Annotated in this window: 14 protein-coding genes, 1 tRNA gene, 1 rRNA gene and 3 pseudogenes; 10 read left to right on the forward strand and 9 right to left on the reverse strand. The window is 40.3% G+C overall.

Features of this window, described 5'->3' with window-relative positions:
- Positions 1-269: 269 nt before the first annotated feature.
- From ACLKL2_RS06585 to ACLKL2_RS06615, 7 genes are all read right to left on the reverse strand, one after another.
- Positions 270-344, reverse strand: a tRNA-Glu gene (locus ACLKL2_RS06585).
- Positions 345-458: 114 nt separating this feature from the next.
- A 16S ribosomal RNA gene (locus tag ACLKL2_RS06590) occupies positions 459-2,000 on the reverse strand.
- A gap of 526 nt (positions 2,001-2,526) precedes the next feature.
- On the reverse strand, positions 2,527-3,141 hold the full coding sequence (locus ACLKL2_RS06595) for a flavin prenyltransferase UbiX (protein ID WP_413693801.1): 615 nt from the start codon (positions 3,139-3,141) through the stop codon (positions 2,527-2,529).
- A 13-nt stretch (positions 3,142-3,154) separates the two neighbouring features.
- A complete protein-coding gene (mpl, locus tag ACLKL2_RS06600; protein WP_413693802.1) occupies positions 3,155-4,495 on the reverse strand; it encodes a UDP-N-acetylmuramate:L-alanyl-gamma-D-glutamyl-meso-diaminopimelate ligase in 1,341 nt (446 codons plus the stop codon).
- A gap of 195 nt (positions 4,496-4,690) precedes the next feature.
- A complete protein-coding gene (locus ACLKL2_RS06605; RefSeq protein WP_413693803.1) occupies positions 4,691-5,611 on the reverse strand; it encodes a manganese-dependent inorganic pyrophosphatase in 921 nt (306 codons plus the stop codon).
- Between the two features lie 270 nt (positions 5,612-5,881).
- Complete coding sequence (locus ACLKL2_RS06610; protein ID WP_413693804.1) at positions 5,882-6,598, reverse strand: exonuclease domain-containing protein; 717 nt, start codon at positions 6,596-6,598, stop codon at positions 5,882-5,884.
- Positions 6,598-8,529 carry a putative nucleotidyltransferase substrate binding domain-containing protein gene (locus tag ACLKL2_RS06615; RefSeq protein WP_413693805.1) on the reverse strand — a complete coding sequence of 644 codons (1,932 nt, stop codon included), beginning with the start codon at positions 8,527-8,529 and terminating at the stop codon, positions 6,598-6,600. Before ACLKL2_RS06615 ends, ACLKL2_RS06610 begins: the two co-directional genes overlap by 1 nt.
- A 245-nt stretch (positions 8,530-8,774) precedes the next feature.
- Here ACLKL2_RS06615 and galE point away from each other — a divergent pair, with 245 nt between their 5' ends.
- The 5 genes and pseudogenes from galE to galM all read left to right on the forward strand — a co-directional run bounded on the left by galE (position 8,775) and on the right by galM (position 13,203).
- Positions 8,775-9,785 carry a UDP-glucose 4-epimerase GalE gene (gene galE / locus ACLKL2_RS06620; protein WP_413693806.1) on the forward strand — a complete coding sequence of 337 codons (1,011 nt, stop codon included), beginning with the start codon at positions 8,775-8,777 and terminating at the stop codon, positions 9,783-9,785.
- Between the two features lie 85 nt (positions 9,786-9,870).
- Positions 9,871-10,924 (forward strand): annotated as a pseudogene (locus tag ACLKL2_RS06625) (UDP-glucose--hexose-1-phosphate uridylyltransferase).
- An 18-nt stretch (positions 10,925-10,942) separates the two neighbouring features.
- Positions 10,943-11,125, forward strand: a complete 183-nt coding sequence (locus tag ACLKL2_RS06630) for a galactokinase family protein (RefSeq protein ID WP_413693808.1) — start codon at positions 10,943-10,945, stop codon at positions 11,123-11,125.
- A gap of 22 nt (positions 11,126-11,147) precedes the next feature.
- Positions 11,148-12,101 carry a galactokinase gene (gene galK, locus ACLKL2_RS06635; RefSeq protein ID WP_413693809.1) on the forward strand — a complete coding sequence of 318 codons (954 nt, stop codon included), beginning with the start codon at positions 11,148-11,150 and terminating at the stop codon, positions 12,099-12,101.
- Positions 12,102-12,111: 10 nt separating this feature from the next.
- Positions 12,112-13,203, forward strand: coding sequence for a galactose-1-epimerase (galM, locus tag ACLKL2_RS06640; protein WP_413693810.1), 1,092 nt, complete (start codon positions 12,112-12,114; stop codon positions 13,201-13,203).
- 219 nt (positions 13,204-13,422) lie between these two features.
- Here the strand turns inward: galM and ACLKL2_RS06645 are convergent, their stop codons facing one another.
- The gene (locus ACLKL2_RS06645) at positions 13,423-14,424 is read right to left on the reverse strand and encodes a substrate-binding domain-containing protein (protein WP_413693811.1); all 1,002 of its coding nucleotides are present in this window, start codon (positions 14,422-14,424) and stop codon (positions 13,423-13,425) included.
- A gap of 409 nt (positions 14,425-14,833) precedes the next feature.
- On the opposite strand from ACLKL2_RS06645, the pseudogene ACLKL2_RS06650 reads away from it, so the two are divergent.
- Positions 14,834-17,930 (forward strand): annotated as a pseudogene (locus ACLKL2_RS06650) (beta-galactosidase).
- Between the two features lie 295 nt (positions 17,931-18,225).
- Here ACLKL2_RS06650 and ACLKL2_RS06655 read toward each other — a convergent pair.
- Complete coding sequence (locus tag ACLKL2_RS06655) at positions 18,226-19,353, reverse strand: ABC transporter ATP-binding protein (protein WP_413693812.1); 1,128 nt, start codon at positions 19,351-19,353, stop codon at positions 18,226-18,228.
- A gap of 386 nt (positions 19,354-19,739) precedes the next feature.
- Between ACLKL2_RS06655 and ACLKL2_RS06660 the strand changes: the two genes are divergently transcribed.
- From ACLKL2_RS06660 to ACLKL2_RS06675, 4 genes and pseudogenes are all read left to right on the forward strand, one after another.
- Positions 19,740-20,666: a carbohydrate ABC transporter permease gene (locus ACLKL2_RS06660; protein WP_413693813.1), complete on the forward strand. Its 927-nt coding sequence runs from the start codon at positions 19,740-19,742 to the stop codon at positions 20,664-20,666.
- The gene (locus tag ACLKL2_RS06665) at positions 20,666-21,517 is read left to right on the forward strand and encodes a carbohydrate ABC transporter permease (protein ID WP_113817481.1); all 852 of its coding nucleotides are present in this window, start codon (positions 20,666-20,668) and stop codon (positions 21,515-21,517) included. Before ACLKL2_RS06660 ends, ACLKL2_RS06665 begins: the two co-directional genes overlap by 1 nt.
- Before the next feature lie 40 nt (positions 21,518-21,557).
- Positions 21,558-22,787, forward strand: coding sequence for an ABC transporter substrate-binding protein (locus tag ACLKL2_RS06670; RefSeq protein WP_413693814.1), 1,230 nt, complete (start codon positions 21,558-21,560; stop codon positions 22,785-22,787).
- A gap of 331 nt (positions 22,788-23,118) precedes the next feature.
- Positions 23,119-25,222, forward strand: a pseudogene (locus tag ACLKL2_RS06675) (alpha-galactosidase).
- Positions 25,223-25,239: the final 17 nt, after the last annotated feature.

The following is a 25,239-nucleotide window of genomic DNA, read 5'->3' on the forward strand; positions in this document are numbered from 1 at the left end:
TGTTCACATTTACTTCGTAAAAATGAACTATTTGCTTGATTACAATACTAAAACCTGAAGTTTTAATATTGAGAACTCGTTTAATTCACGTTAATGAATTAAACATTTCGTTTTATTTATCACACCAATCAAGTTACAAGTAACTCATTGTTTTTGTGCGACAAATAAGAACATTTATCAGCTTTCCTAATTGTTAAAGAGCAGTGTTAAAAACACTTAATAATTATTCTATGTAAAAATAGTTATTAAGTATCTTTGAAAGTAGTAGTTGGTATCCCCAAGGGATTTGAACCCCTGTTACCGCCGTGAAAGGGCGGTGTCCTAGGCCTCTAGACGATGGGGACCCGGAAACTACTTTGCGCTTTATCATTCTAATCAAACAATCTGTGTGGGCACTCACATCATTCCTACAAGTAGGAATAAAGGCTTATAAAAAGCTTGTTGTGTGTTTCTTTACGTAAGGAGGTGATCCAGCCCCAGGTTCCCCTAGGGCTACCTTGTTACGACTTCACCCCAGTCATGAACCACACCGTGGTCATCGCCATCCCGAAGGTTAAGCTAATGACTTCTGGTGCAGCCCACTCCCATGGTGTGACGGGCGGTGTGTACAAGGCCCGGGAACGTATTCACCGTGGCATTCTGATCCACGATTACTAGCGATTCCAACTTCACGGAGTCGAGTTGCAGACTCCGATCCGGACTACGACAAACTTTAGGAGATTCGCATACCATCGCTGGTTAGCTGCCCTTTGTATTTGCCATTGTAGCACGTGTGTAGCCCATCCCGTAAGGGCCATGATGACTTGACGTCGTCCCCACCTTCCTCCGGTTTATCACCGGCAGTGTCCCTAGAGTTCCCGGCATAACCCGCTGGCAAATAAGGATAAGGGTTGCGCTCGTTGCGGGACTTAACCCAACATTTCACAACACGAGCTGACGACAGCCATGCAGCACCTGTCTCAGAGTTCCCGAAGGCACTCTACTATCTCTAACAGATTCTCTGGATGTCAAGGGATGGTAAGGTTCTTCGCGTTGCATCGAATTAAACCACATGCTCCACCGCTTGTGCGGGCCCCCGTCAATTCATTTGAGTTTTAACCTTGCGGCCGTACTCCCCAGGCGGTCTATTTAATGCGTTAGCTTTGAATCCCACAGCATATAGCTACAAAATTCTAATAGACATCGTTTACTGCGTGGACTACCAGGGTATCTAATCCCGTTTGCTCCCCACGCCTTCGCGCCTCAGCGTCAGTCTTTGTCCAGGTGGCCGCCTTCGCCACTGGTATTCCTTCAGATCTCTACGCATTTCACCGCTACACCTGAAATTCTACCACCCTCTACAAAACTCTAGTTAACCAGTTTCAAATGCAGTTCCAAGGTTGAGCCCTGGGATTTCACATCTGACTTAATTAACCGCCTACGCGCGCTTTACGCCCAGTAATTCCGATTAACGCTCGCACCCTCCGTATTACCGCGGCTGCTGGCACGGAGTTAGCCGGTGCTTCTTCTGCGAGTAACGTCACAGCTGCACTCTATTAAAGTACAACCTTTCCTCCTCGCTGAAAGTGCTTTACAACCCGAAAGCCTTCTTCACACACGCGGCATGGCTGCATCAGGCTTGCGCCCATTGTGCAATATTCCCCACTGCTGCCTCCCGTAGGAGTCTGGACCGTGTCTCAGTTCCAGTGTGGCTGGTCATCCTCTAAGACCAACTAGGGATCGTCGCCTTGGTAAGCCATTACCTTACCAACTAGCTAATCCCACTTGGGCTACTCTTATGGCGTGAGGCCCGAAGGTCCCCACTTTGATCCGGAGATGTTATGCGGTATTAGCAGTCGTTTCCAACTGTTGTCCCCCACCATAAGGCATATTCCCAAGCATTACTCACCCGTCCGCCACTCGTCAGCAAAATAGCAAGCTACTTTCTGTTACCGTTCGACTTGCATGTGTTAAGCCTGCCGCCAGCGTTCAATCTGAGCCATGATCAAACTCTTCAATTTAAAGTTTAATTTGCAACCTAAGTTGCGACTCAATATTACTGACTAAAACTATGTACCGAAGTACAATGTTATTCTGAATTAATGAATTAATTCGTGTGTCACTAAGTATTGATGTTACCTAACTAAGTTAGGATTTCTAATTTGAAATCACATCAACAATAAGTGCTCACACAGATTGTTTGATCAAATTGTTAAAGAGCGTGCCTTTCGGCTAGGCGGCGTATATTACGCGCCTTTCGAACAATGTCAAGGTCTTTTATTTAATGTTTTCAAAAAGATAATTAATCTTTTTAAGACATGAAAATTGCCATTCGGCAAAACTAAATTTCAAACCGAAGCTTGAATCGTTAACCTTATTTGTTCTCAAACTCGCTGGGTAACTTGCGTTCCGTCCCGTGCCTGTGGGTGCGCATTATAGGGATTAAGATCACATTGGCAAGCGTTTTATTGTAATTAAATGGTTATTTTTACAATTAATTTTAATTTGTTTAAATAACCATCAAATACCGCTGTTTTTGATGATTTTTTACTCACACCAACGTTGACTAGTTTGGTGCTCTATCTTTAAATGGTCCATTACTCTAGCTACCATAAAGTCTTGTAACTCTAAAATACTGGTAGGTTTATGATAAAAACCTGGCGCTAATGGCATAACTGTTGCGCCTAACTCTGATAATGTCAGCATATTTTTTAAATGTAATGTAGAAAACGGTGCTTCTCTTGGCATTACAATCAACTGTCCTCTTTCTTTAAATACAACATCAGCCGCCCTTTCGATTAAATTATTAGATAAACCCTGCGCTATTGAAGCAAGTGTTCCACAACTGCATGGGCAAACCACCATTTTTTTAGGCGCTGAAGAGCCAGATGCTACCGGTGAAAACCAATCTTTTGCAGTTAATGCAACAATTTGCCCTTCTTTACTATTAAAGCGAGATACTAAGAATGTATTTAATGCATCGATCTCAACCGGCCAATCTTCTTCAACTTCTGTTTTCAATACGATTTGTGCTGCTTCTGATAACAATAGGTAGACTTTTACATTGGCATCCACCATAGTTTGTAACAAACGTAGAAAGTATCCACTACCTGATGCGCCCGTTACACCTAACGTTACTGTATCGTTATATTGCATTGTCATCTTTTTACTCACTCTATAATCTATCTAATAATTTTTGATGGATATTGCCAAAGCCACCATTACTCATCACTAGTATATGGTCATTGGGTTTTGCTTGTTTAACAACTTGTTCCACTAATGTATCCATATCTGTTTCTATTTGAACTGCTTTACCCTGCTCATCAAATAGTTCTTGCATTGACCATTGGATATTTTTGTCTTCAAAACAATATACGTGGTCAGCAACATTTAAAGAGTTAACTAAAGCTTCTTTGTGGATACCAAGTTTCATTGTATTTGAGCGAGGTTCTAACACGGCGATGATATTTGCCTCACCTACTTTTGCACGTAACCCCGCTAAGGTTGTTTTGATCGCTGTTGGGTGATGAGCAAAATCATCATAGACAGTAATGTTATTGACTGTTCCTTTTACTTCCATACGGCGCTTGATACTTTTAAATTCAGCTAATGCTTGAATTGATATTTCTGGTGTTACACCAACATGGCGAGCCGCAGCAATTGCCGCTAAGGCATTATCAATATTATGGTCACCCATCAACTCCCAATTAACCAGACCTTGATATTGTTGGTCTAACTGCACTTGGAACTGTGTACCGTCTTCTTTTACTTTAACGGCAGACCAGTTTTTACCTAGGTATTCCACTTCACTCCAACAGCCCATATGTTTCACTGACATTAATGCTTCGTCTTTGTTAGGGATAAATACACGTCCAGTACTCGGTATACTACGCATCAAGTGATGAAATTGTTTTTTAATGGCGTTTAAATCTTCAAAAATATCTGCATGGTCGAACTCTAAGTTATTTAAGACTAAGGTTCTTGGGCGGTAATGAACAAATTTAGATCGTTTATCAAAGAAGGCACTATCATATTCATCGGCTTCAATAACAAAGAAAGGAGTTTCGCCTAAACGCGCAGATAACCCAAAATTCTCCGGCACGCCGCCAATCAAAAGCCAGGTTGCATATTGGCGTACTTCTAAGATCCATGCCAACATGCTAGAGGTTGAGGTTTTACCATGGGTACCAGCGACTGCTAATACCCAACGATCTTTTAACACATGCTCTAATAACCATTGTGGACCAGAGGTATAGGGAATTTGTTTATCTAAAACAGCTTCTACACATGGATTACCGCGACTCATGGCATTACCAATCACCACTAAGTCTGGTTTATTATCTAATTGGCTTGGGTCAAAGCCCTGAATTAATTCGATACCCTGCTCTTCTAATTGAGTACTCATTGGCGGATAAACATTTTTATCAGAGCCAGTTACTTTGTAACCTAATGATTTAGCTAAGATAGCAACGCCACCCATGAATGTGCCACAAATGCCAAGTATATGAATATGCATGAAACCTCGATATGCCGAATAAAATAGTAAAGTGCAAAGATGGTAACAACATATCTGACAAAAAATAAGAGGGGGTAATAGTTAAAAGAGATAAACTTTATTTTAGGTAATAAAAAAGGCGAACTCCTTCAGGAAATTCGCCTTAGCTATAAAACAGTAACTAATAAACTAACTGACTTAGTTTACTAGTTGTTTTTACTCTGCTTCAAATGCAGCTTGTAAGAATGGAATAATTTGCTTCTTACGGCTTACTACACCTGGTAAATCAAATGTATGATCTACTACAGTACTGTTCAATGCCTTAGCGACTTTATCTTCATCTTCTGAGATTATAATTGCCACGGTATCAAGTTTATTGATATCTGTTAATAAAACGATGGTTGAATGATAACCTTTTTCTGCTTGCAGAACGCCCATCTCAGCTAACATGTCTGATTTTTTAGATAATGCTGTATCTAAAGAAGTTAATTCAAGTTGGCCAATTGCTAATTTATCACCCGCCATTTCAAATACTTTTTGGTCACGTAGGATTAATTCAGCAGCAGGTACTGATGCGATATCAGATTTTGCTTCAAACTGAGCAGCAGCAAATGCTTCAATATCATCAACCCCAGCAATTTCAGCTAATTCATTCGCAGCAACTTTATCGATATCAGTCGTTGTTGGGCCTTGGAAGTTAACCGTATCAGAGATGATTGCACCCATCATCATTTTAGCGACTGGCGCATCTGGTACTTGGTTATTAAATTTATACATGTTGTAGACGATAGTTGCACTACAACCTACCGGCCAAATCCAACACTCTAACGGAGTAGAAGTTGTGATATCACCTAGTTTATGGTGGTCAACAATACCTAGAATCGTTGCTTTCTTCATGTCTGCAGTGCCTTGACCCCAGTCAGAGTAATCAACAATAAAGATCTCTTCGCCAGCTACTTCAGTGCGAATTTCTGGTTGTGGTAAACCTGATTGCTCTAATAAGAATAACGCTTCTGGATTTGGCTCACCTTGTAGAGCAGGTGTTGCTGTTTTACCCATTTTATTAAATAAGCTTGCAAGGCCAATAGCACTACAAAGGCTATCACAGTCCTGGTTTTGGTGTCCTAATACGATCATCGTTGTTTCCACATATGTTAGTAAATTAATTTGGGGGGCAGAATACCTGATTCTGTCATTTTTATTAAGTCTAAACAGCCATCTTAGTAGAAAATAATAAGCATCTTTTAATGTCCATGCTTGCTTCTACTTTGGCTTTGATTATCTAGTCATCTATTGCTTATTATATAAGTACCAGTTTGCACATCAAGTACTGCTTAATGAATTCACTGACAAATGATAGCAATTAACCAATCCCAATCGCCCTTTTATAAGCAAATCAATTCAAATTTATTGGCTAATTTTATATAAAGTTTCAAGGGTAACTGGTTTATTTCGATATATTCTAGCGATTTGCGCTAATAATAATTCGGCAGTGGCTAAGGAATCCACCAAGGCATTATGAGCATTATATTGTGGAAGCTGATAACGCTTTCTTACTGCAGTTAAACGATTATCTTGAGATAAAGTGTTACCTCCCAATTTATTTGCTAACCACACTTCTATCTTCATGGTATCAATCCACAATAAGGGTAACTCAGATACGCCATATTTTTGCTGCATATAATAATCTATAAAACCTTTCTCGATGACTTTACCGTGCACGACCAACACTCTGTTTTGGCAATGAGAGAATAAAGAAGTCATGGCTTTATCTAAGCTACTGCCCTGCTCCAACATTTCAGGGACAATCTGATTAACCACAGCGGTTTGATGGGTAATCTGCTCACTATTATTAAGATAAAAGTGCTTTTTAAGCGCTAAATCTATCTGCTTTTGATGCACTTCAACCCAGCCCATACTAATAATATGATCTTGGCTAGGCTCTCCGCCAGTGGTTTCAAAGTCTAACACTAACAATGAAAGCTGGTCGAACATGATATCTTTATTCGCTATAGGTTGCTTAAAACTCGACCTAATCTGCTCAGGTAACTGAATATTTAAAAAATCTTTACGTTGTTTTTCCAATATTTCAAAAGGATTTTTTGTTTTAAATAACCCGAACATTAGCTAAATTTCATTTTTGTAAACTGCTGCCAATTATCAATTAAGCGGAATGCATCTTTAATATGTTTTCGCTCAAAACTACCAAAGTAATCAGGGTCGATATGGTTACTCGGCGTCAGACCTTTACTTAACATGTCAAACTGGTAGGAAAAACGGAAGCTCTTCAAAAAATTATATGCACTTAAGATATTCTTTAAGGTTGCATCATCAATTAACCCCGCTTTATTAGCGGCCAGCAATCGTTCACTGGTATTACAGGTATCTGACTTTGCAGATAACGCATAAATCCTAGCTAGATCGACAATAATATTGATACCATAACGTTTGATATTCAGTGTTTTTTCATTCTTTTCATTTTTGGTTAATACTAGCTTATGAAAAATGCCTAAAGGCGCTCTATTTTCTACCGCATCACGCACTAATTTACTAAGAAAAATCGGCTCAGCAGTCATCTCTTTAAATTCATTAACTAAGGTTTGTCGGTATTGCTGATTACCGTATATCACCCTAGTATCAAGAAAAACACTTAGATTTAACAGGCGTTCATAATCAGGGCTTCTCACCCATTTTTTATAGTATTCCTTCCATATTGATAATGGCTGACACCATTTTGCAGTGACCGCCATAAATTTACCTGAGCACAATTCATATCCGCATAAGTCCATGCCTTTTGTCACTATCATGGCAAGGTGACGAAAATACACTTTATCTTTATCTGTCGATTGATCAGATAAAATAATGGCACTGTCTTGATCAGACAGTAGATTGGCTTCTTTACGAGCATGGGAACCCGATGCAATCCAACAAAAATCACAGGGAGCAGCGCCTAACCTAGCGATCGCGATTTCAATCAAACGTTGATTAACAGCATCCATAATAATACTTAACAATGTGCTAATCAGATCAGCTGGCACTTTATCATTGGCTAACGCTAGAAAAACTTGCTCTCGCTCTGGCATATAGCGTGCTAATTCAGCTTCATCCTGCGACTTCTTGATTTTATTAATTAGATACACTGCTTGAATTCGGTGATTTTGAAATAATTGATATAACGAAAGTAACCCGGTCACTTGAGCGTTTTCTAAAATAGGCAGATGTTTAATATTTTTTTCCATCATACACACTGCGGCATCAAATACGCTTGCATCAGGAGTAGTCGTAATAGGTAAGCCACTCATTATCTCACTAATAGGCAATTGCGTACTTTTCTGCGCGACAATAACCCGCTCGATCATATCTGTATCAGTAATAATCCCCACTAATTGCCCTTGATTTTTAACCACAGCACAAGAAGTAGATTGCTCCCGCATACGTGTAGCCACTTGAAATATCGGGGTATCGCTTTGAACTTCAACAAATTTATCACTGCACACCTGACTCACTCGATTGAAAAACGAACTGTCTCCCATATCAGACCAAGTTGACTCCACCGCGGAATGAATACGATCTTCTGGTTTAGCAGTAAAGTGTTGTGCATATTCAGGGTAATGCGATTGAATATGATAGATAGTCTTAGCCGGTACCATATACAGTAAAGTGTTTTCAATGGCAGTAATTTGGTAACGTGTTTCAGAGGAGGAAAACAAACTAAAACCAAATACATCATCTTCTTCAAGACGACCTCTTAAACTGCCATCTAATAACCTTTGTTCAACAGCGCCGGTTTTAACAATAAAAAGATACTTATCCTGTTCATTTTTAGGCGATGCAATCACCTCTCCCTTTGCTAGATAGGTGATCTTTACCGTAGAGGTAACCTTTTGCATTAAGCTAGCGGGTAATAGACTAAAAGGATCGATATTGGCAATAAACAATTCAATATTGGGGATAAGTGCTTCAGACATAATAAAACCAGCAATACAAATAAGATAAAAGCCTTTATAACATAATCGCTTGATATAGACAGCTAGCGCACCGCACAGTGCCATCATCGCTTCAGCGTCAACTTTATTTTTCCACCAGCTAAACAGCGTAAAAAGAGAAATAATTACACATTTTAAATCAATTACTTAATCTAAAAACGCCTTACAAAGGTGATAAAAGCCCAGAAAAAACATGTAAAATAACCAATGAAAATAAAATTGTAAACGTTTACATTATGTGCGTCAGATCGCTTATTCTTAGCATTTTAATTGCTACTATCTCTATCAATTAAATAGCAACAGGAGAAAAAGCAGTGAAAGTTCTCGTTACAGGTGGAATGGGTTATATCGGAAGCCATACTTGCATACAAATGTTGGCGGCAGGTATTGAGCCTATTATTGTTGATAATCTTTGTAATAGTAAATTAGCAGTATTAGATCGGATTGAAGCATTAACTAAAGTTCGCCCAGCTTTTTATCAAGGTGATATCCGTGATGAAGCCTTCTTAAACCAAGTGTTTAGTGAACATGAAATTCAATCTGTTATTCACTTTGCAGGTTTAAAAGCCGTAGGCGAATCTGTTGCTAAACCACTTGAATACTATGATAACAACGTTAATGGATCACTGGTTTTGATGCGTGCAATGCGTAATGCTGGCGTTAAAAGCATTGTGTTCAGCTCTTCAGCTACCGTATATGGAGATCCAAGTAGTGTTCCGATCACCGAAGACTCCCCTGTTGGTGAAACAACGAACCCTTACGGTCGTAGCAAATTCATGGTCGAGTCTTGTCTTTCTGATTTTTATGCAGCAGAGCAAGATTGGAGCATCACCTTATTACGCTACTTTAATCCGGTAGGTGCTCATCCATCAGGCACACTAGGTGAAGATCCTCAAGGTCCACCTAACAACCTAATGCCTTTCATTGCACAAGTTGCAGTGGGTCGACGCGACACACTATCAGTATTTGGTGATGATTACCCAACACCAGATGGTACAGGTGTACGTGATTATATTCATGTGATGGATTTAGCAGATGGACATGTGGCGGCATTACATAAAGTGGCACAACAATCCGGTTTACATACTTTTAACCTAGGGACTGGAAACGGTACCAGCGTGATTCAAATGATCGATGCTTTTGTGCAAGCCAGCGGGCAACAAATTCCGTACCAAATATGCCCTCGTCGACCAGGTGACATTGCTGAGTGCTGGGCAAGTACAGATAAAGCAGAACAACAATTAGGTTGGAAAGCTACACGCGATGTGAAGCAAATGGCTGCTGATACTTGGCACTGGCAATCAAACAATCCGCAAGGTTATTAATACCAATACTGGCTAGTCATAGCCTAGGTTTATACCAATGACAGTTAATCAGTGTGATTGGTACTATATACAATAGAGAAGCATTATGTCTGAGATTAAGTTTAACCCAATTGATCATCCACACCGTCGTTATAATCCATTAACTGGACAATGGATTTTAGTTTCTCCACCGGGCTAAACGCCCTTGGAGTGGACAGGATGAAAAACCATCAACTCAACAGCTACCAAGCTACGATAAAGAATGTTTTTTGTGTGCTGGTAACACACGTATTTCTGGTGACAAAAACCCAGATTATACTGGCACTTATGTGTTCACTAATGACTTTGCAGCATTAATGACGGATTCGCCTGAAGCACCAGAATCAACAAACCCGCTGTTTAAAACACAAGGCGTTCGTGGATTAAGCCGTGTGATCTGTTTTTCACCTGACCACAGTAAAACACTGCCGGAGTTAACTGTACAAAGTATTCGTGCAGTAGTAGATACCTGGAATGAACAGATCGAAACCTTAGGTAAAGATTATGTTTGGGTACAAGCATTTGAGAATAAAGGTGAAACCATGGGTTGCTCGCAACCGCACCCACATGGACAAGTATGGGCAAATAGCTTTTTACCTAATGAAATAGAACGTAAAGAAAAACACCTCAAAGAATACTATCAACAACATAATTCAAACCTTCTCGTGGATTATGTACAAGCTGAAATCGAAGATGGTGAACGTACCGTGGTAGAAACGGAGCACTGGATTGCAGTGGTTCCCTATTGGGCTGCATGGCCGTTTGAAACCATGTTATTACCTAAAACAGCGATCCGCCGTATGAGTGAACTTTCTGAAGCGCAGCGTGATGATTTAGCACTCGCCATTAAGCAATTAACCAGTCGTTATGACAACCTATTCCAATGCTCTTTCCCTTACTCTATGGGCTGGCATTACGCTCCGTTTTTTGAAGCTGGGACAGACATTGATCATTGGCAATTACATGCTCTGTTCTATCCGCCTTTATTACGTTCAGCATCAGTGCGTAAATTTATGGTGGGTTATGAAATGTTAGCAGAATCTCAACGCGATCTCACCGCGGAGCAAGCGGCTCAGAAGTTACGTGATGTCAGCGATGTTCATTATAAAGAAAAATCATAATTTTACGGGTACTTATCTATGCTAACGAATCAATTAAAACAACGTGCAACAGAAGCATTTCAAACAGTCTGTGGTTATCCAGCAACAACTTTTGTACAAGCACCAGGACGCGTTAACCTGATCGGCGAACATACTGATTATAACGATGGTTTTGTGATGCCCTGTGCCATTAATTATCAAACTATGATCGCCTGCTGCTAAACGTGACGATAATATTATTCGTTTGATCTCAGTAGATTACGACAATGTGCAGGACTCTTTTTGCATCGACCAAACCATCACAGCGACCGATGATAAACTCTGGGCTAACTATATGCGCGGTGTTATTCACTTTCTTAAAGAGAAAGGTTATGTGTTAGGTGGTGCAGATATTGCTATAACAGGTAATGTTCCTTTAGGCGCAGGCTTAAGCTCTTCAGCCGCGCTTGAAGTGGTAACAGGTCAAGCAATGAAAGCGCTGTTTGAACTGGATGTCACACAATCAGAGTTAGCCTTGATCGGACAAGCGGCAGAGCATCACTTTGCAGGCTGTTTTTGTGGGATCATGGATCAAATGATCTCCGCCTGTGGTGAAAAAGACCATGCTTTGTTATTGGACTGCCGTAGTTTAAAAACAAAAGCCGTATCTATCCCGCAAGGCGTTAGTATTATGATCATCGACTCTAAGGTGCCCCATAGCCTAGTGGATGGTGCTTACAATGCACTAAGAGAACAATGTGAAGAAGCTGCTCGCCTACTGGGTAAACCGGCACTGCGTGATGCAACTTTAACTGAATTAGCTGCATCAAGCATTGACAAAGGCTCAGATATTTATAAGCGAGCGCATCATGTTATTTCAGAAAATGATCGTACATTAGCCTGCGCTGATGCAATGATCGCCGGTGATTTACAGAAAATCAGCGAATGTATGTACGCTTCACATGCTTCAATGCGTGATGATTTTGAAATTACCGTTCCTGAAATTGATTATATCGTCAGCTTGTTAAGTGACCTGCTAGGTGATCAAGGTGGTGTGCGTATGACAGGTGGTGGTTTTGGTGGATGTTGTGTGGCCTTAATACCAACAGAGTTAGTTGATTCAGCTCGCACAACCATTGAACAACACTATCAAGCTCACACTGGGATTAAAGAAGCGATTTATATCTGCACACCCCAATCAGGCGCAAGTTCAATTTAAGGCAGAAACCATGGATATACCGACACTCTTTACCACTATGACTGAAGATAATGCACCAGATGGACAACCTGCGAATCTAATAACCTTGCAAAATACACGGGGCATGACAGCTGTTGTGATGGATATTGGCGCGACTTGGTTAAGTTGCACCTTACCTATACCAGGGCAAGCACCTCGAGAAGTCCTATTAGGCGTGTCGAACATGGCGGATTTTATATCTCAAAGCACCTATCTGGGCGCCACTGTGGGGCGCTATGCAAATCGCATCAATAAAGGACAATTTAGCATCAATAAACAGGCTTACCAGGTGGATACTAACCAAGCAGGTAACTGTTTACATGGTGGTAGTGATGGTTTTGATCAAAGACGTTGGCAGATTAGCTCGCAAACAGCACATTCAGTGACCTTTACCCTACTTTCTGAGGATGGTGATCAAGGTTTTCCTGGCACCTTAACTGCTTCAGTCAACTACACCCTCACTGAACAAAATCAAATGCAAATTAGTTATCACGCGGTTACTGATAAAGCGACGCCAGTTAACTTAACAAATCATGCATATTTTAATCTTGATGGTGCAGATCCTGCTAGTGATTGTCGAAAACATAGCTTAAAAATTGATGCTGACCAGTACTTACCTACCAATGAAACAGGTATTCCGTTGGATGGTTTAACCCCAGTTACTGATACAAGCTTTGATTTTCGACAGGCTAAGTTAATCAAACAAGATTTTTTACAGGATCAGCAGCAACAACTCTGTAAAGGTTACGACCATGCCTTCCAACTCAACACGGATGGTCAATTAGGGCAGCTAGCAGTACAACTCACTAGCGCCGATAAAGCAGTTACTTTGAATCTATATACTACTAAACCTGCGATGCAGCTTTACACTGGAAATTGGTTAGCAGGCACTCCGAATCGAAATGCGGGAGTCTATTCAGACTATGCGGGGATCGCACTAGAAACACAATTTTTACCGGATTCTCCTAACCATCCAGAATGGTCATCTAACGCAGCAATATTAGCGGTGGAAAAGAGTATTACCAAAAAACCATTTACGAGTTTATCTATAGTTAAATGGCGTAATACCAATCATAGTAAGTAACTGATCTATTTTACTTGTTAAAACAACTTATTTTTCGTTGTAAGTTTCGCATAGGGAACAACCATTTACATCAACTTACGCCTCAAACTAAGCCATTTTTCCGGCGCAAAATTTAGATCAGTTATTTAATACAATTGGTATAAGAGGTATTCAGACACTTCAAAAACATGATTGAAGTATCTAACGTTTTTGTTTGTAAACTGACGGTAGTTGAAACGCTTACTCTAAATACTTTGTACCGATAAACGCTTCACTAAAGTAGGAGAGAAATACTCGTATCTGGGGTGTATGGTTCTTTTTGGTTAACTTTAAGGCCAACTCCGTGGCTTGTTTTGCCATCATTTCAATAGGGTAATTTATGGTGGTCAATTTAGGGTATACATAACGAGAAATTAAGCCATTATCAAAACCAACAATGGACATTTGAGCTGGCACACTAATATTACTTTCCTCTAATGCACTCAAAGCACCTGCGGCCATAAAATCGTTATAGGTCACTACCGCACTAATATCAGTATTCTTGGACAGTAATTCAATCATTGCGGATTTTCCTCCCTGATCATTACTATCTGCAGCAGCAATATAATGAGCAGGACAATCCAACTTATAATCTTTTAATGCTTGTAAATAACCCGCTTGTCGCTCCGAAGCATCATCAATTTTATGATTCGAATTAATGTAGACAATGTGTTGATGGCCACTGTTAATCAAAAATTCTGTGGCCATGTAAGTCCCTTTAAAGTTATCAAAGGCAATACAACGATCAGCAATCTCAGGAATATAACGGTTAATCAATACTAAACCAGGCACCTCTTTTGCAAAACCTATTAACTCTTCAGCACTTAACGCCTTAGCATGGATAATTAATGATTCTCTACAACTATTAATCAACAGTTCAATAGCCTCTCTTTCGCTATCCGCATCATGGTAACCATTACCAATTAATAGATGTTTATTATGCTCGCGGGCAACTTGGTCAACGGATTTAATTAATGCCCCAAAGAATGGGTCTGAAATATCACTGACTAGCACGCCAATGGTATTAGAGTTTTTGCTAACCAAAGCACGGGCATTGACATTAGGGCGATAGCCCAGTTTTTTCATCGCAGTACGTACTGCTTTGATCGATGCTTTACCTGCTTTTGGTGAATTATTAACAACACGAGATACCGTTGCAATGGACACACCCGCTTCTCTCGCGACATCTTTAATTGTTGCCATTTTACCCTCTTAAAAGCTGTTTATTGATTACCTTTACACAAAGGTAACTCATTACCTATTGAGAATCTTGATGGCAATTCCTAACCTATTGAGTAAACGAATGAACTTAAATACAAGCTCTAAACTTTACCTAGTAAAAATAACCTACTCTGGCTGTAAGTTAATGTAAATGTTTGTTCCCTTTATGAAACTATAAAAAACTAATGACTTATTCTAGCCAATAAAGTAAATCAATAAACGACTGCCATTAGTATTGTTATACGTTATCAGTATTTAAAGTTAGAAGATGCTACTCAGCTCCAGTTTATTTGTAAAAAAATAACATAAAATAAAAAATGTAAACGCTTACAATTTATATTAGTTTAAATTGTAACCTATTAATATACTAGATACATGTACAAGGGAATATATGAAAACATTTTCTGACATAATCAATGCACGCGACTGGGAAAACCACCATGTCACTCATCACAACGTGATCGAAGCGCATGCGCCTTTATCAGCATATCATTCCCGTGATGCAGCATTAAATAATCACACTTCAGATTTTAAAAAATCGTTAAATGGTCAGTGGCAATTTACTCTCTTTGATAAGCCAGAAAGTGTACCTGAAGCCTGTATAAATCCAGATTTTAATGCTCAAGATTGGCCACTAATACCCGTCCCTAGCAATTGGCAGTTGCAAGGTTACGACAATCCAATTTATACCAATATTAAATACCCCTTTACCGATACCCCACCTTTAGTCCCTCAGGATAATCCAACTGGGGTTTATCGTTATCAATTTGACTTACTGGACACCTGGCAGACACGTAATACCAGCATTATTTTCGATGGGGTAAACTCAGCTTTTCACCTTTGGTGTAACGGCATTTGGATAGGCTATTCGCAAGATAGTCGCTTACCAGCTGAATTTGATTTAACAGAGTATTTAGTCGCAGAAAATAACCAGTTAACCGTCATGGTAATGCGTTGGTCCGATGGTAGTTACCTAGAAGATCAAGATATGTGGTGGTTAAGTGGCATATTTAGAGACGTAACCCTATTGAGTAAGCCACAGGTGGCGATCCAAGATGTATCGATCACCACCAGCTTAGACGCTTGTTATAACAACGCTACATTAAATGTTTGCACCTTATTAAATCAAAAAAGGCAAGATCATCAAGTTAACATACAGCTTTTTGATGCGCAGAAACAGGCGGTGTCCAATATCTGCCAAGGTAGATCAGGACAACGTATTATTGATGAAAAAGGTGCCTATTTAGATCGAGTAGAGCAGCAAATCAGTATCAACTCGCCAGAAAAATGGAGTGCAGAAACGCCTTACCTATATCGTTTAGTTGTCTCTTTATTAAATGACCAAGGTGAATTGGTTGATTGTGAAGCTTATCAAGTTGGTTTTCGTGTTGTTGAAATTAGTGATGGGCAACTCAAGGTAAATGGACAAGCATTATTGATACGTGGTGTTAATCGTCATGAACATCACCCAGAAAAGGGTCATGCTGTTTCTAAACAAGATATGCTCGCTGATATTAAGTTATTGAAGCAAAATAACTTTAATGCCGTAAGAACAGCGCATTACCCAAATCATCCATTATGGTATGAACTGTGTGACCAATATGGTTTATACGTTGTCGACGAAGCCAATATTGAAACCCATGGTCAGTTCCCAATGGCACGCTTATCCGATGAAACGAGTTGGTTAAATGCTTACATGCGCCGTATGACTCGCATGGTAGAGCGTGATAAAAACCACCCCAGTATTATCATTTGGTCATTGGGTAATGAGTCTGGTATTGGCAGTAACCATCATGCAATGTATCAATGGACTAAGCAAAAAGATCCTACTCGTCTGGTACAATATGAAGGTGGTGGCTCAGATACCGCAGCAACGGATATCATCGCGCCTATGTATGCCCGTGTTGATGAAGATGTAACACTGGCTAACGCTCCCAATGTAACCCCTAAAATCGCATTAAAAAAATGGATAGGCTTACCGAATGAACAACGCCCGCTTATTCTATGCGAATACGCACACGCGATGGGGAACAGCTTAGGCAGCTTTAATAAATATTGGCAAGCATTCCGAGATAACCCAAGATTACAGGGAGGTTTTATCTGGGATTGGGTTGACCAAGGGTTAACTAAAACAGATTCAAAAGGTGAAAAATACTGGGCTTACGGAGGGGACTTTGGAGACAAAATTAATGACCGTCAATTTTGCATTAATGGTTTAATTTTTCCAGATCGCACTGCCCACCCAAGTTTGCTAGAAGCAAAAAAAGAGCAGCAATTTTACCAGTTCTCTTTACATAACAGTGATGGTTTAGCGATAGATATCACCAATGAAAACCTATTTACCGCAAGTGATAGAGAAACACTATGCTGGACTGTCACTGAATCAGGACTGATTATTGATTCTGGTGAAATTGTATTAGATGTTGCAGCACAAAGCACTCAAACATATAACTTGTTAGACACATTACCCACACAAACAGCGGGTCATGATTATCACTTGAACCTGAGTGTTTGCCTTAATAAAGATAAAGCTTGGGCCGATAAAGGATTTGAAGTTGCCACTGAGCAGTTGCCGTTAAAAAGTGAATGTGGGCTAGTTTTATTACAGAAACCAACTGAGCAAGCACCGGAATTGCAACAAGACAATGATTATATTTTCGTCTCTAATGGCGATTTTTATATCCAATTCAGTCGCCGTACCGGCTTAATCAGTGAATGGCAAGTTGATGGTGAAATCAAGTTATTAGCAGGTCCTAAGGATAACTTTTACCGCGCACCATTGGACAATGATATTGGCACCAGTGAAGCTGATAACATTGACGTTAACGCTTGGATCAACCGTTGGCAATCTGCTGGACTTAGTGACTTACAAGTGAATTGTAGCAATATCAGCGCTTACTCATTGCCTCATGCTGTACAAGTTAATGTCGATTTTACCTACTCTTATCAAGATAAACTGCTGATCACCACCCAGTGGCAATACACTATCGATGCACAAGGTGCGGTGAATATAGAGATTCAAGTTGAAGCGGCTCCGTCTCTGCCCTCTTTGGCCCGTGTTGGATTGGAGTTAATCTTACCTAACACTGATAGCCGAGGTAAATTGGTATGGTCGAGGACCTCATGAAAATTACCCTGATCGTATCGCTTCAGCACATATTGGACGCTATGCTTGTGATATTGAAGCCATGCACACGCCTTACATTTTCCCAACGGAAAGTGGTTTACGTTGTGATGTAAAAGAGGCTCAAGTTGGTTCTTTATCCATAAGTGGGGACTTTCATTTATCGGTAAGCCGTTATAGTCAGCAAAATGTAGCACAAGCAAAACACACTAATGAGTTGATTGCAGAAGATAAAGTGTACTTGCGTTTGGATGGTTTCCATATGGGGATTGGTGGAGATGACTCTTGGAGCCCAAGTGTTCACGCTGAATTTCTATTACAGAAAAAACGTTACCACTACCAAGTTAACTTATCTTTTAAATAATACTTATCAGCAATAGCTTATATCAATCTAGCGAGTTGCTATAAGTTTGCTCTACAAAAAACGCTGCTAACAATGGTTAGCAGCGTTTTTATTTCAATTGCCTAGCAATAACAGTACATTACGAACTTACCTGACGGTTAAAAGAACCAAGGCTCCGTTGACCGCTTTATAAAGGGAACAAGCATTAACACTAGCGTACTTATTCCCAACAAGTGCTTAATCAAAGCACTTTTAACAGACTCAATTTCTATCCGAACTTAAATCAATTCCTAATGTGAAAGCGAGTTACAGTGCCTCATAAGCACATAAGGATAACCCTGCTGAGATCGAACAAATGTAAATCTTTCTGATTTAGATATAACTGCATCTGATCTCCTTTAGCAACTTGTTTATCGGCAGGTATATGCACTCTAAAATTATCAATATCACCATGATGTCCAAACAAGTAAGTACTATTACCAAGGCGCTCTACATTCACCACATCAAAATCTAAGGTTAAAGCATGCTCCGCTTGATCATTTAACTGAATATGCTCAGGTCGAATACCTAGGGTTAATAAGTCACCCTTTTGATAGTTAACTGAATGCGTTGGAATGGACACTTGTTGGCCATCAGGTAAAGCAACCTTTAAGCTTTGCCCTTCAACATTCTTAACCGTTACTGGGATGAAGTTCATTTTAGGCGAACCAATAAAGCCAGCCACGAATTCATTTTTAGGTTGATAGTAAAGCTCCATAGGTGTGCCCACTTGCTCTACTTGACCATCTTTTAAGATAACAATACGGTCAGCCAATGTCATGGCTTCCACTTGGTCATGGGTTACATAAACCATAGTATTGCCTAATTGTGCATGCAAGTTAGCAATCTGTAAGCGCATCTCAACACGTAACTCCGCATCTAAGTTAGATAACGGCTCATCAAATAAAAATACATCAGGGTCACGTACAATGGCTCGACCAATGGCGACACGTTGACGCTGCCCACCCGATAACTCCTTTGGTTTACGCGCTAATAGAGCATCTAACTGCAAAATATCACTGGCCTGCTTAACCTGCTTTTTAATTTCGCTTGCTTCAACACCTGCCATTTTTAAAGCAAAGCCCATATTTTCTTCCACCGTCATATGCGGATATAAAGCATAAGACTGGAATACCATAGCCACACCACGGTCTGCAGGCTCAACATGACTCACATCATTTTGGCCGATTGAGATACTGCCGCTAGTGATCTCTTCAAGCCCTGCGATCAAACGTAATAGTGTTGATTTACCGCAACCCGATGGCCCAACAAATACGGTGAACTCACCATCTTTTATCTCTAAGTCGATACCGTGAATGGTTTCCACTTTATCAAAACGTTTTACCACTTGCTGTAATGAGATTGCTGCCATTATTAATGCCTCTTTATATATTGGTTTATTCATAACGCCTGCAATATCGGTATACCTTCATCAAACAATAAAAAAGATAATAAATGCGATACTGATATTGCTAAGTATTGTAATACCCCTGATACCTTACTGATAAGTTCCACCAATTTGTTTTCGAAAACAAAAATAGCGTAATTTTATTCAATTAAAGCATCAACCTAACCTAGGATGAAAATAATAAATAGCGATAACCTCGCTTTATTTGAATTGATTTTATACGGATAACCAATACTGTGGATAAACTCTCATTTCAAAAATCTTCTTTGTGGAAACGTTTTACCTCCTGAGCTTTTATAGACTAGTCTAATACGATTCTCATTTCTATTTACAAACCTGAAAGAGACAAAATTGATTTAATTTACAACATACATGGAGCAGATATGTCTGAACAAAGCTCAGTCGCATATGAGACGAAGTCGCTACCAGTTACCCCAAAAAAACTGGGTAGCCGGATGCCTAAACATCTTGTACCTTGGGTCTTTATGGCCCCTGCTTTATTACTTTTTGCCCTGTATGTGCTGTACCCGATCGTGAGCAGTTTTATACTTAGTTTTTACAGTTGGGATGGATTAGGAGATAAAACTTGGATTGGTTTTGATAATTATATACAACTGTTTGACTCCGAGACGTTCTGGACAGCGTTAACCAATAATGTCATTTGGATGGTGCTGTTTATGTTAGCCCCGCCAATCGGGTTAGGCATTGCACTCTTCTTAAATCAAAAAGTACGTGGAATACGCTTAGTTAAAGCACTGTTCTTCTTCCCTTTTGTTATTTCACAGGTGGTGATCGGCTTAGTCTTCTCTTGGTTTTACGACCCCAATCTAGGCTTGTTAAATAGCATTTTAGATCTATTTGGCTTTAATACGATTGCCCTATTATCCAGTGAAGAATATGTGACTTACGGCATTATCGCTGCTGGTTTATGGCCACAAATCGCCTATTGTATGATCCTGTACCTCACAGGCTTAAACAACCTCAGTCCAGACCAAATTGAAGCAGCCCGCTTAGATAGAGCTAAAGGCTTTAAAATGCTGCGCCACATTATATTGCCACAACTTGCCCCAGCGACCTTTATCGCCGTAGTCGTCACCGTGATTGGTGCCCTTCGATCCTTTGATTTAGTGGCCACTATGACAGCCGGCGGTCCTTGGGGAAGCTCAACAGTACTTGCTTATATGATGTACGAAGAGTCTATTTTCAATTATCGCATGGGTTATGGCGCAGCTGTTGCGGTAGTACTATTTCTGATCATGGCAGTTTACATCGCTTACTTCCTAGTTCGTATGTTACGGAGTGAAAAATAATGTACCCAAAACCAATTGAACACTCATCGAAACTAGTGAATGTGGCTTATCGTATCTCATTGCCTATTACCATCGTCTTATGGTTGATGCCATTAGCTGCTGTCATGATGACCTCGATACGCTCGATTCAGGATATTAACCAAGGTAATTACTGGGGTTGGCCCACCAGCTTTAATTTTATTGAAAACTATATGTTGGTTTTTCAATCTACTGAGATGGGACAATACTTACTTAACTCAATCATGATTACTATACCCGCTGTAATGGGTGCTGTAGCCCTATCTACCTTGGCCGGTTATGCGTTAGCTAAGTACCAATTTAAAGGCAACATTCTGATGTTAGCTATTTTTATTGGCGGTAACTTTGTCCCTTTTCAAATCTTAATGATCCCGGTTCGAGACCTAACCATTAGCCTCGGGTTATATGACACACACATGGCACTTATTATGTTCCATGTGGCTTTCCAAACCGGCTTTTGTACCCTGTTTATGCGTAACTTTATCGTGGGTTTACCTAATGAATTATTAGAATCAGCACGTGTTGATGGGGTCAGTGAATTCAAAATATTCTGGCATATCGTACTGCCACTTGTTAGACCCGCGTTGGCCGCATTAGCAGTATTAGTATTCACCTTTATTTGGAACGATTATTTTTGGGCATTAGTGCTGGTACAGAGTGATACGGTTCGCCCAGTAACGGCAGGACTTAGCTCGCTACAAGGGCAATGGCTTGCTTCATGGAATTTAATATCTGCGGGTGCAGTAGTAGCCGCATTACCACCTGTTGCGCTGTTTTTTGCAATGCAACGCCACTTTATTGCAGGGTTAACGTTAGGTGCAACTAAAGGTTAACCTTTAACATCAAAACCTTAGTGACTAAAAAGGAAACAATATGAAAAAGATCCAAACAATATTGGCGGCCAGCGCAATGTCAATGGCGCTCTCTTCAATGTCCTATTCCGGTGAATTAATTATTAATTCCGATGCATCCGATCCTGCACCTAAAGCGGCATTTAGCGAAATCATAGATGCCTTTGAAAAGCAGAATCCAGATATTCATGTGACCTATAACCTCTACGACCATGAAGGTTATAAAACCACTATTCGTAACTGGTTGGTGACCTCTCCACCAGATGTGGTTTTCTGGTACGCAGGTAACCGTATGAAAGCCTTTGTTGACCGCGGGTTATTTGAAGACGTATCCGATGTCTGGGATAACAATCAACTTCATCAAGATTTTGCCAGTGCTAAACCTGCGATGACCATAGATGATAAGCAATGGGGTGTACCTTACACTTATTACCAGTGGGGCATCTATTACCGTAAAGATATCTTTGATAAATACGGTATTAGCGAACCTAAAACCTGGGAAGAGTATCTTGCTGCCTGTGCGTTATTGAAGAAAAACAATATCGCCCCTATCACGATCGGCTCTAAATACCTATGGACTACCGCAGGTTGGTTTGATTACATCAACTTACGTGTCAATGGGTTAGCGTTCCATATGGACTTGATGGACGGTAAAGTACCTTACACAGATCCACGTGTGAAAAAGACTTTTGAAACCTGGAAAGAGCTTATTGATGCGGGTTACTACCTAGAGAATCATGCCACTTACTCATGGCAGGAAGCACAGCCGTTCCTATACCGTGGCGAAGCAGCTATGTACTTGATTGGTAACTTTATCACGCCTAACTTCCCTGAAGAGTTAAAAGATAAAATGGCGTTTATGCAGTTCCCAGTGATTAATCCAGAAGTTGGATTAGCAGAAGATGCGCCAATGGATACCTTACATATCCCTTCTAAAGCCAAGAACAAAGCGGATGCACGTAAGTTCTTAGCCTTTATGGCAGAGCCAGAGAACCAAACCTTGGTGAATAAAGCACTATTGCAAATCCCACCTAATAAGAAAGCACATGTAGTTGATAACCCTTTCCTAAACAAAGGTGTTGAGATGCTTAATAATGCCGATGGTACTGCACAGTTCTTTGACCGAGACACAGATCCAGCGATGGCCAAAGAAGCAATGAAAGGCTTCCAAGAGTTTATGGTTAAACCAGATCGTCTTGATAGTATCCTCAAGCGTTTAGAAAAAGTACGTCAACGTGCTTTCAAATCATAATTAAGAAAATATAGCCGTTAACTAGCCCTCTCCTATGAGGGCTTTTTTATATTTATTAAATACATTTCTAACACTGACGCTTCTCTGTTTTATTCCCTGTTAAAAACCATTATTTAAATCCGCTAAAAAAGATTGAGTGGGGTCACAGTTATCAATCTAAACAGTAGTAATTAAATCAGGAAGTGACAATCTACAACAAAATGTTTTCGAAAACATTAAATCGTTATTTAATACCAATAGCATCGATAAATATGATCAATTTTACCTCGGTAAAGTAACTCAGTTAATGAGTGATTGGTATAACCCCTATTGTTTTACCTTTGGAGATAACATGAGCGACATTATTCACCTCACTAGCAAGCATTGCAGTTTAATTATCAAACTTGATCGTGCCCCAGAAATTTTACATTGGGGGGCAAAAATAAATCAGATTGATTCAGAGTTGCTACTGTCAACTGAGCGCCCTATCTCGCAAGCTCGCCTTGATGTGGATATTCCGCTGACCTTATGTCCAGAAACAGGTAGCGGGCAATTTAACGCACCAGGCATTGAAGGTCATAGAGATGGTAAAGACTGGGCACCAGTATTTAACCTAGTGGGTAAACAGATCTCTTCTCAAGCGGTCAGCTTCTCCTTACAAGATACAGCAGCACAGCTGCAGTTAGATATTGAGTTACAACTCCACTTTGACAGTGATGTTATCCAAAAACGCATAACAGTCACTAACCTTGGAGAAAGTGAATATCAACTGACTAAGCTTGCCTCAACCTTGCCAGTCCCAAACTACGCCAATGAGCTGATGTCTTTTTATGGTCGCTGGACCCGAGAATTTCAAACACACCGTCAACCATTTACTCATGGTGGTTTCATTCAAGAGAACCGTCGTGGCAGAACTTCCCATGAGAATTTCCCAGGCCTATTTGTAGGGACAGAGCATTTTAATGAGCAACAGGGTCAAGTATGGGGTTTCCACCTAGGTTGGAGTGGTAACCATCAATTACGTGCAGATGTTAAAAGTGATGGTCGTCGTTTTGTACAAGCAGGCGAACTATTATTTGCTGGTGAAACCAGCCTAGCTCCTGCACAGCAATATACAACACCTTGGTTATATGCCACTTATAGTGACAACGGTTTAAATGGTATTTCTGATAAATTCCACCGTTTTGTACGCGCTAATATTATTAGCTTTCCAACTGATAAACCTCGCCCTGTGCATCTTAATACCTGGGAAGGGATTTACTTTAAACACGATCCAGACTATATCATGAAGATGGCCACTGAAGCCGCAGCCATGGGTGTTGAACGCTTTATCATTGATGATGGTTGGTTTATTGGTCGTGATGATGATCGTACCTCATTAGGTGATTGGTACCTTGATCAAACTAAATACCCCAATGGTCTAGAGCCAGTGATTGATCATGTTAATCAACAAGGTATGGAGTTTGGACTTTGGGTTGAGCCTGAAATGATCAGTAAAGACTCTAACTTGTACCGTGAACATCCTGAATGGCTATTAGCTTTACCCGGTTATGAGCAACCATCAGGGCGTTGGCAATACCTGTTAGATCTACAAAACCCAGCCTGTTTTGATTACCTTTTTGAGCGTCTTGATAGCCTGTTATCAAAATACAACATTGCCTACTTAAAGTGGGATATGAACCGTGAAATAGTACAACCTGGGCATCAAGGTAAAGCGGCTATACATGGTCAAACTAAGGCTTTATACCGATTACTAGACCAATTATTAGCCGCACATCCAAAAGTAGAAATAGAGTCTTGTGCATCTGGTGGTGGTCGAATCGACTTTGAGATCCTCAAGCGTACCCATCGTTTCTGGGCGTCAGATTGTAATGATGCATTAGAGCGCCAAGCTATTCAGCGTGGTATGAGCTACTTTTTTCCACCAGAGGTGATGGGCGCACATATCGGCCCTGAGGAGTGTCATTCAACAGAATCGACGCCATCATATCAACATGCGCGGTATTACTGCATTAGGTGGGCATATGGGCGTTGAGCTTGACCCACTGCAAGTATCAGAAGAAGAAAGAGAAACCTTTACAAAATATATCGCCTTGCATAAACAATATCGCACGCTATTACATACGGGTCAGCATGTGCGCTTGGATACACCTGATAAACATCAAAATATCTACGGGGTATATAATGATCAAGCTTCATTAATAACAGTTTGTCAATTAACCATGCCGGACTATGCGTTACCTTCGCCTTTACGTATCGAATACCTTGATAGTAATGCGAGCTACCGAGTGACTATGGTAGAAACGTCTGAGGCTAGTTTCCAATTAATGAAACAACGCCCTGCTTGGCTTGAAAAAACCATTACCTTAAGTGGTGATAGTCTGAAGTATATTGGATTGACTTTGCCTATTCTTGACCCAGAATCGGCGATCATGATTTACTTAGAAAAAGTATAACCATTGCAATTAACGGC

The organism is Psychromonas sp. KJ10-2, from assembly GCF_047323255.1.
Taxonomy (GTDB): Bacteria; Pseudomonadota; Gammaproteobacteria; order Enterobacterales; family Psychromonadaceae; genus Psychromonas.

Excerpts from the sequence above, each read along its gene's own strand:
- ACLKL2_RS06660 (WP_413693813.1), top strand. The coding sequence starts at position 19,740 with ATGTCTGAACAAAGCTCAGTCGCATATGAGACGAAGTCGCTACCAGTT.
- ACLKL2_RS06645 (WP_413693811.1), bottom strand. The coding sequence starts at position 14,424 with ATGGCAACAATTAAAGATGTCGCGAGAGAAGCGGGTGTGTCCATTGCA.
- ACLKL2_RS06615 (WP_413693805.1), bottom strand. The coding sequence starts at position 8,529 with ATGATGGCACTGTGCGGTGCGCTAGCTGTCTATATCAAGCGATTATGT.
- ACLKL2_RS06595 (WP_413693801.1), bottom strand. The coding sequence starts at position 3,141 with ATGACAATGCAATATAACGATACAGTAACGTTAGGTGTAACGGGCGCA.
- galM (WP_413693810.1), top strand. The coding sequence starts at position 12,112 with ATGGATATACCGACACTCTTTACCACTATGACTGAAGATAATGCACCA.
- ACLKL2_RS06655 (WP_413693812.1), bottom strand. The coding sequence starts at position 19,353 with ATGAATAAACCAATATATAAAGAGGCATTAATAATGGCAGCAATCTCA.
- ACLKL2_RS06605 (WP_413693803.1), bottom strand. The coding sequence starts at position 5,611 with ATGATCGTATTAGGACACCAAAACCAGGACTGTGATAGCCTTTGTAGT.
- ACLKL2_RS06610 (WP_413693804.1), bottom strand. The coding sequence starts at position 6,598 with ATGTTCGGGTTATTTAAAACAAAAAATCCTTTTGAAATATTGGAAAAA.
- ACLKL2_RS06670 (WP_413693814.1), top strand. The coding sequence starts at position 21,558 with ATGAAAAAGATCCAAACAATATTGGCGGCCAGCGCAATGTCAATGGCG.
- ACLKL2_RS06665 (WP_113817481.1), top strand. The coding sequence starts at position 20,666 with ATGTACCCAAAACCAATTGAACACTCATCGAAACTAGTGAATGTGGCT.
- mpl (WP_413693802.1), bottom strand. The coding sequence starts at position 4,495 with ATGCATATTCATATACTTGGCATTTGTGGCACATTCATGGGTGGCGTT.
- ACLKL2_RS06630 (WP_413693808.1), top strand. The coding sequence starts at position 10,943 with ATGCTAACGAATCAATTAAAACAACGTGCAACAGAAGCATTTCAAACA.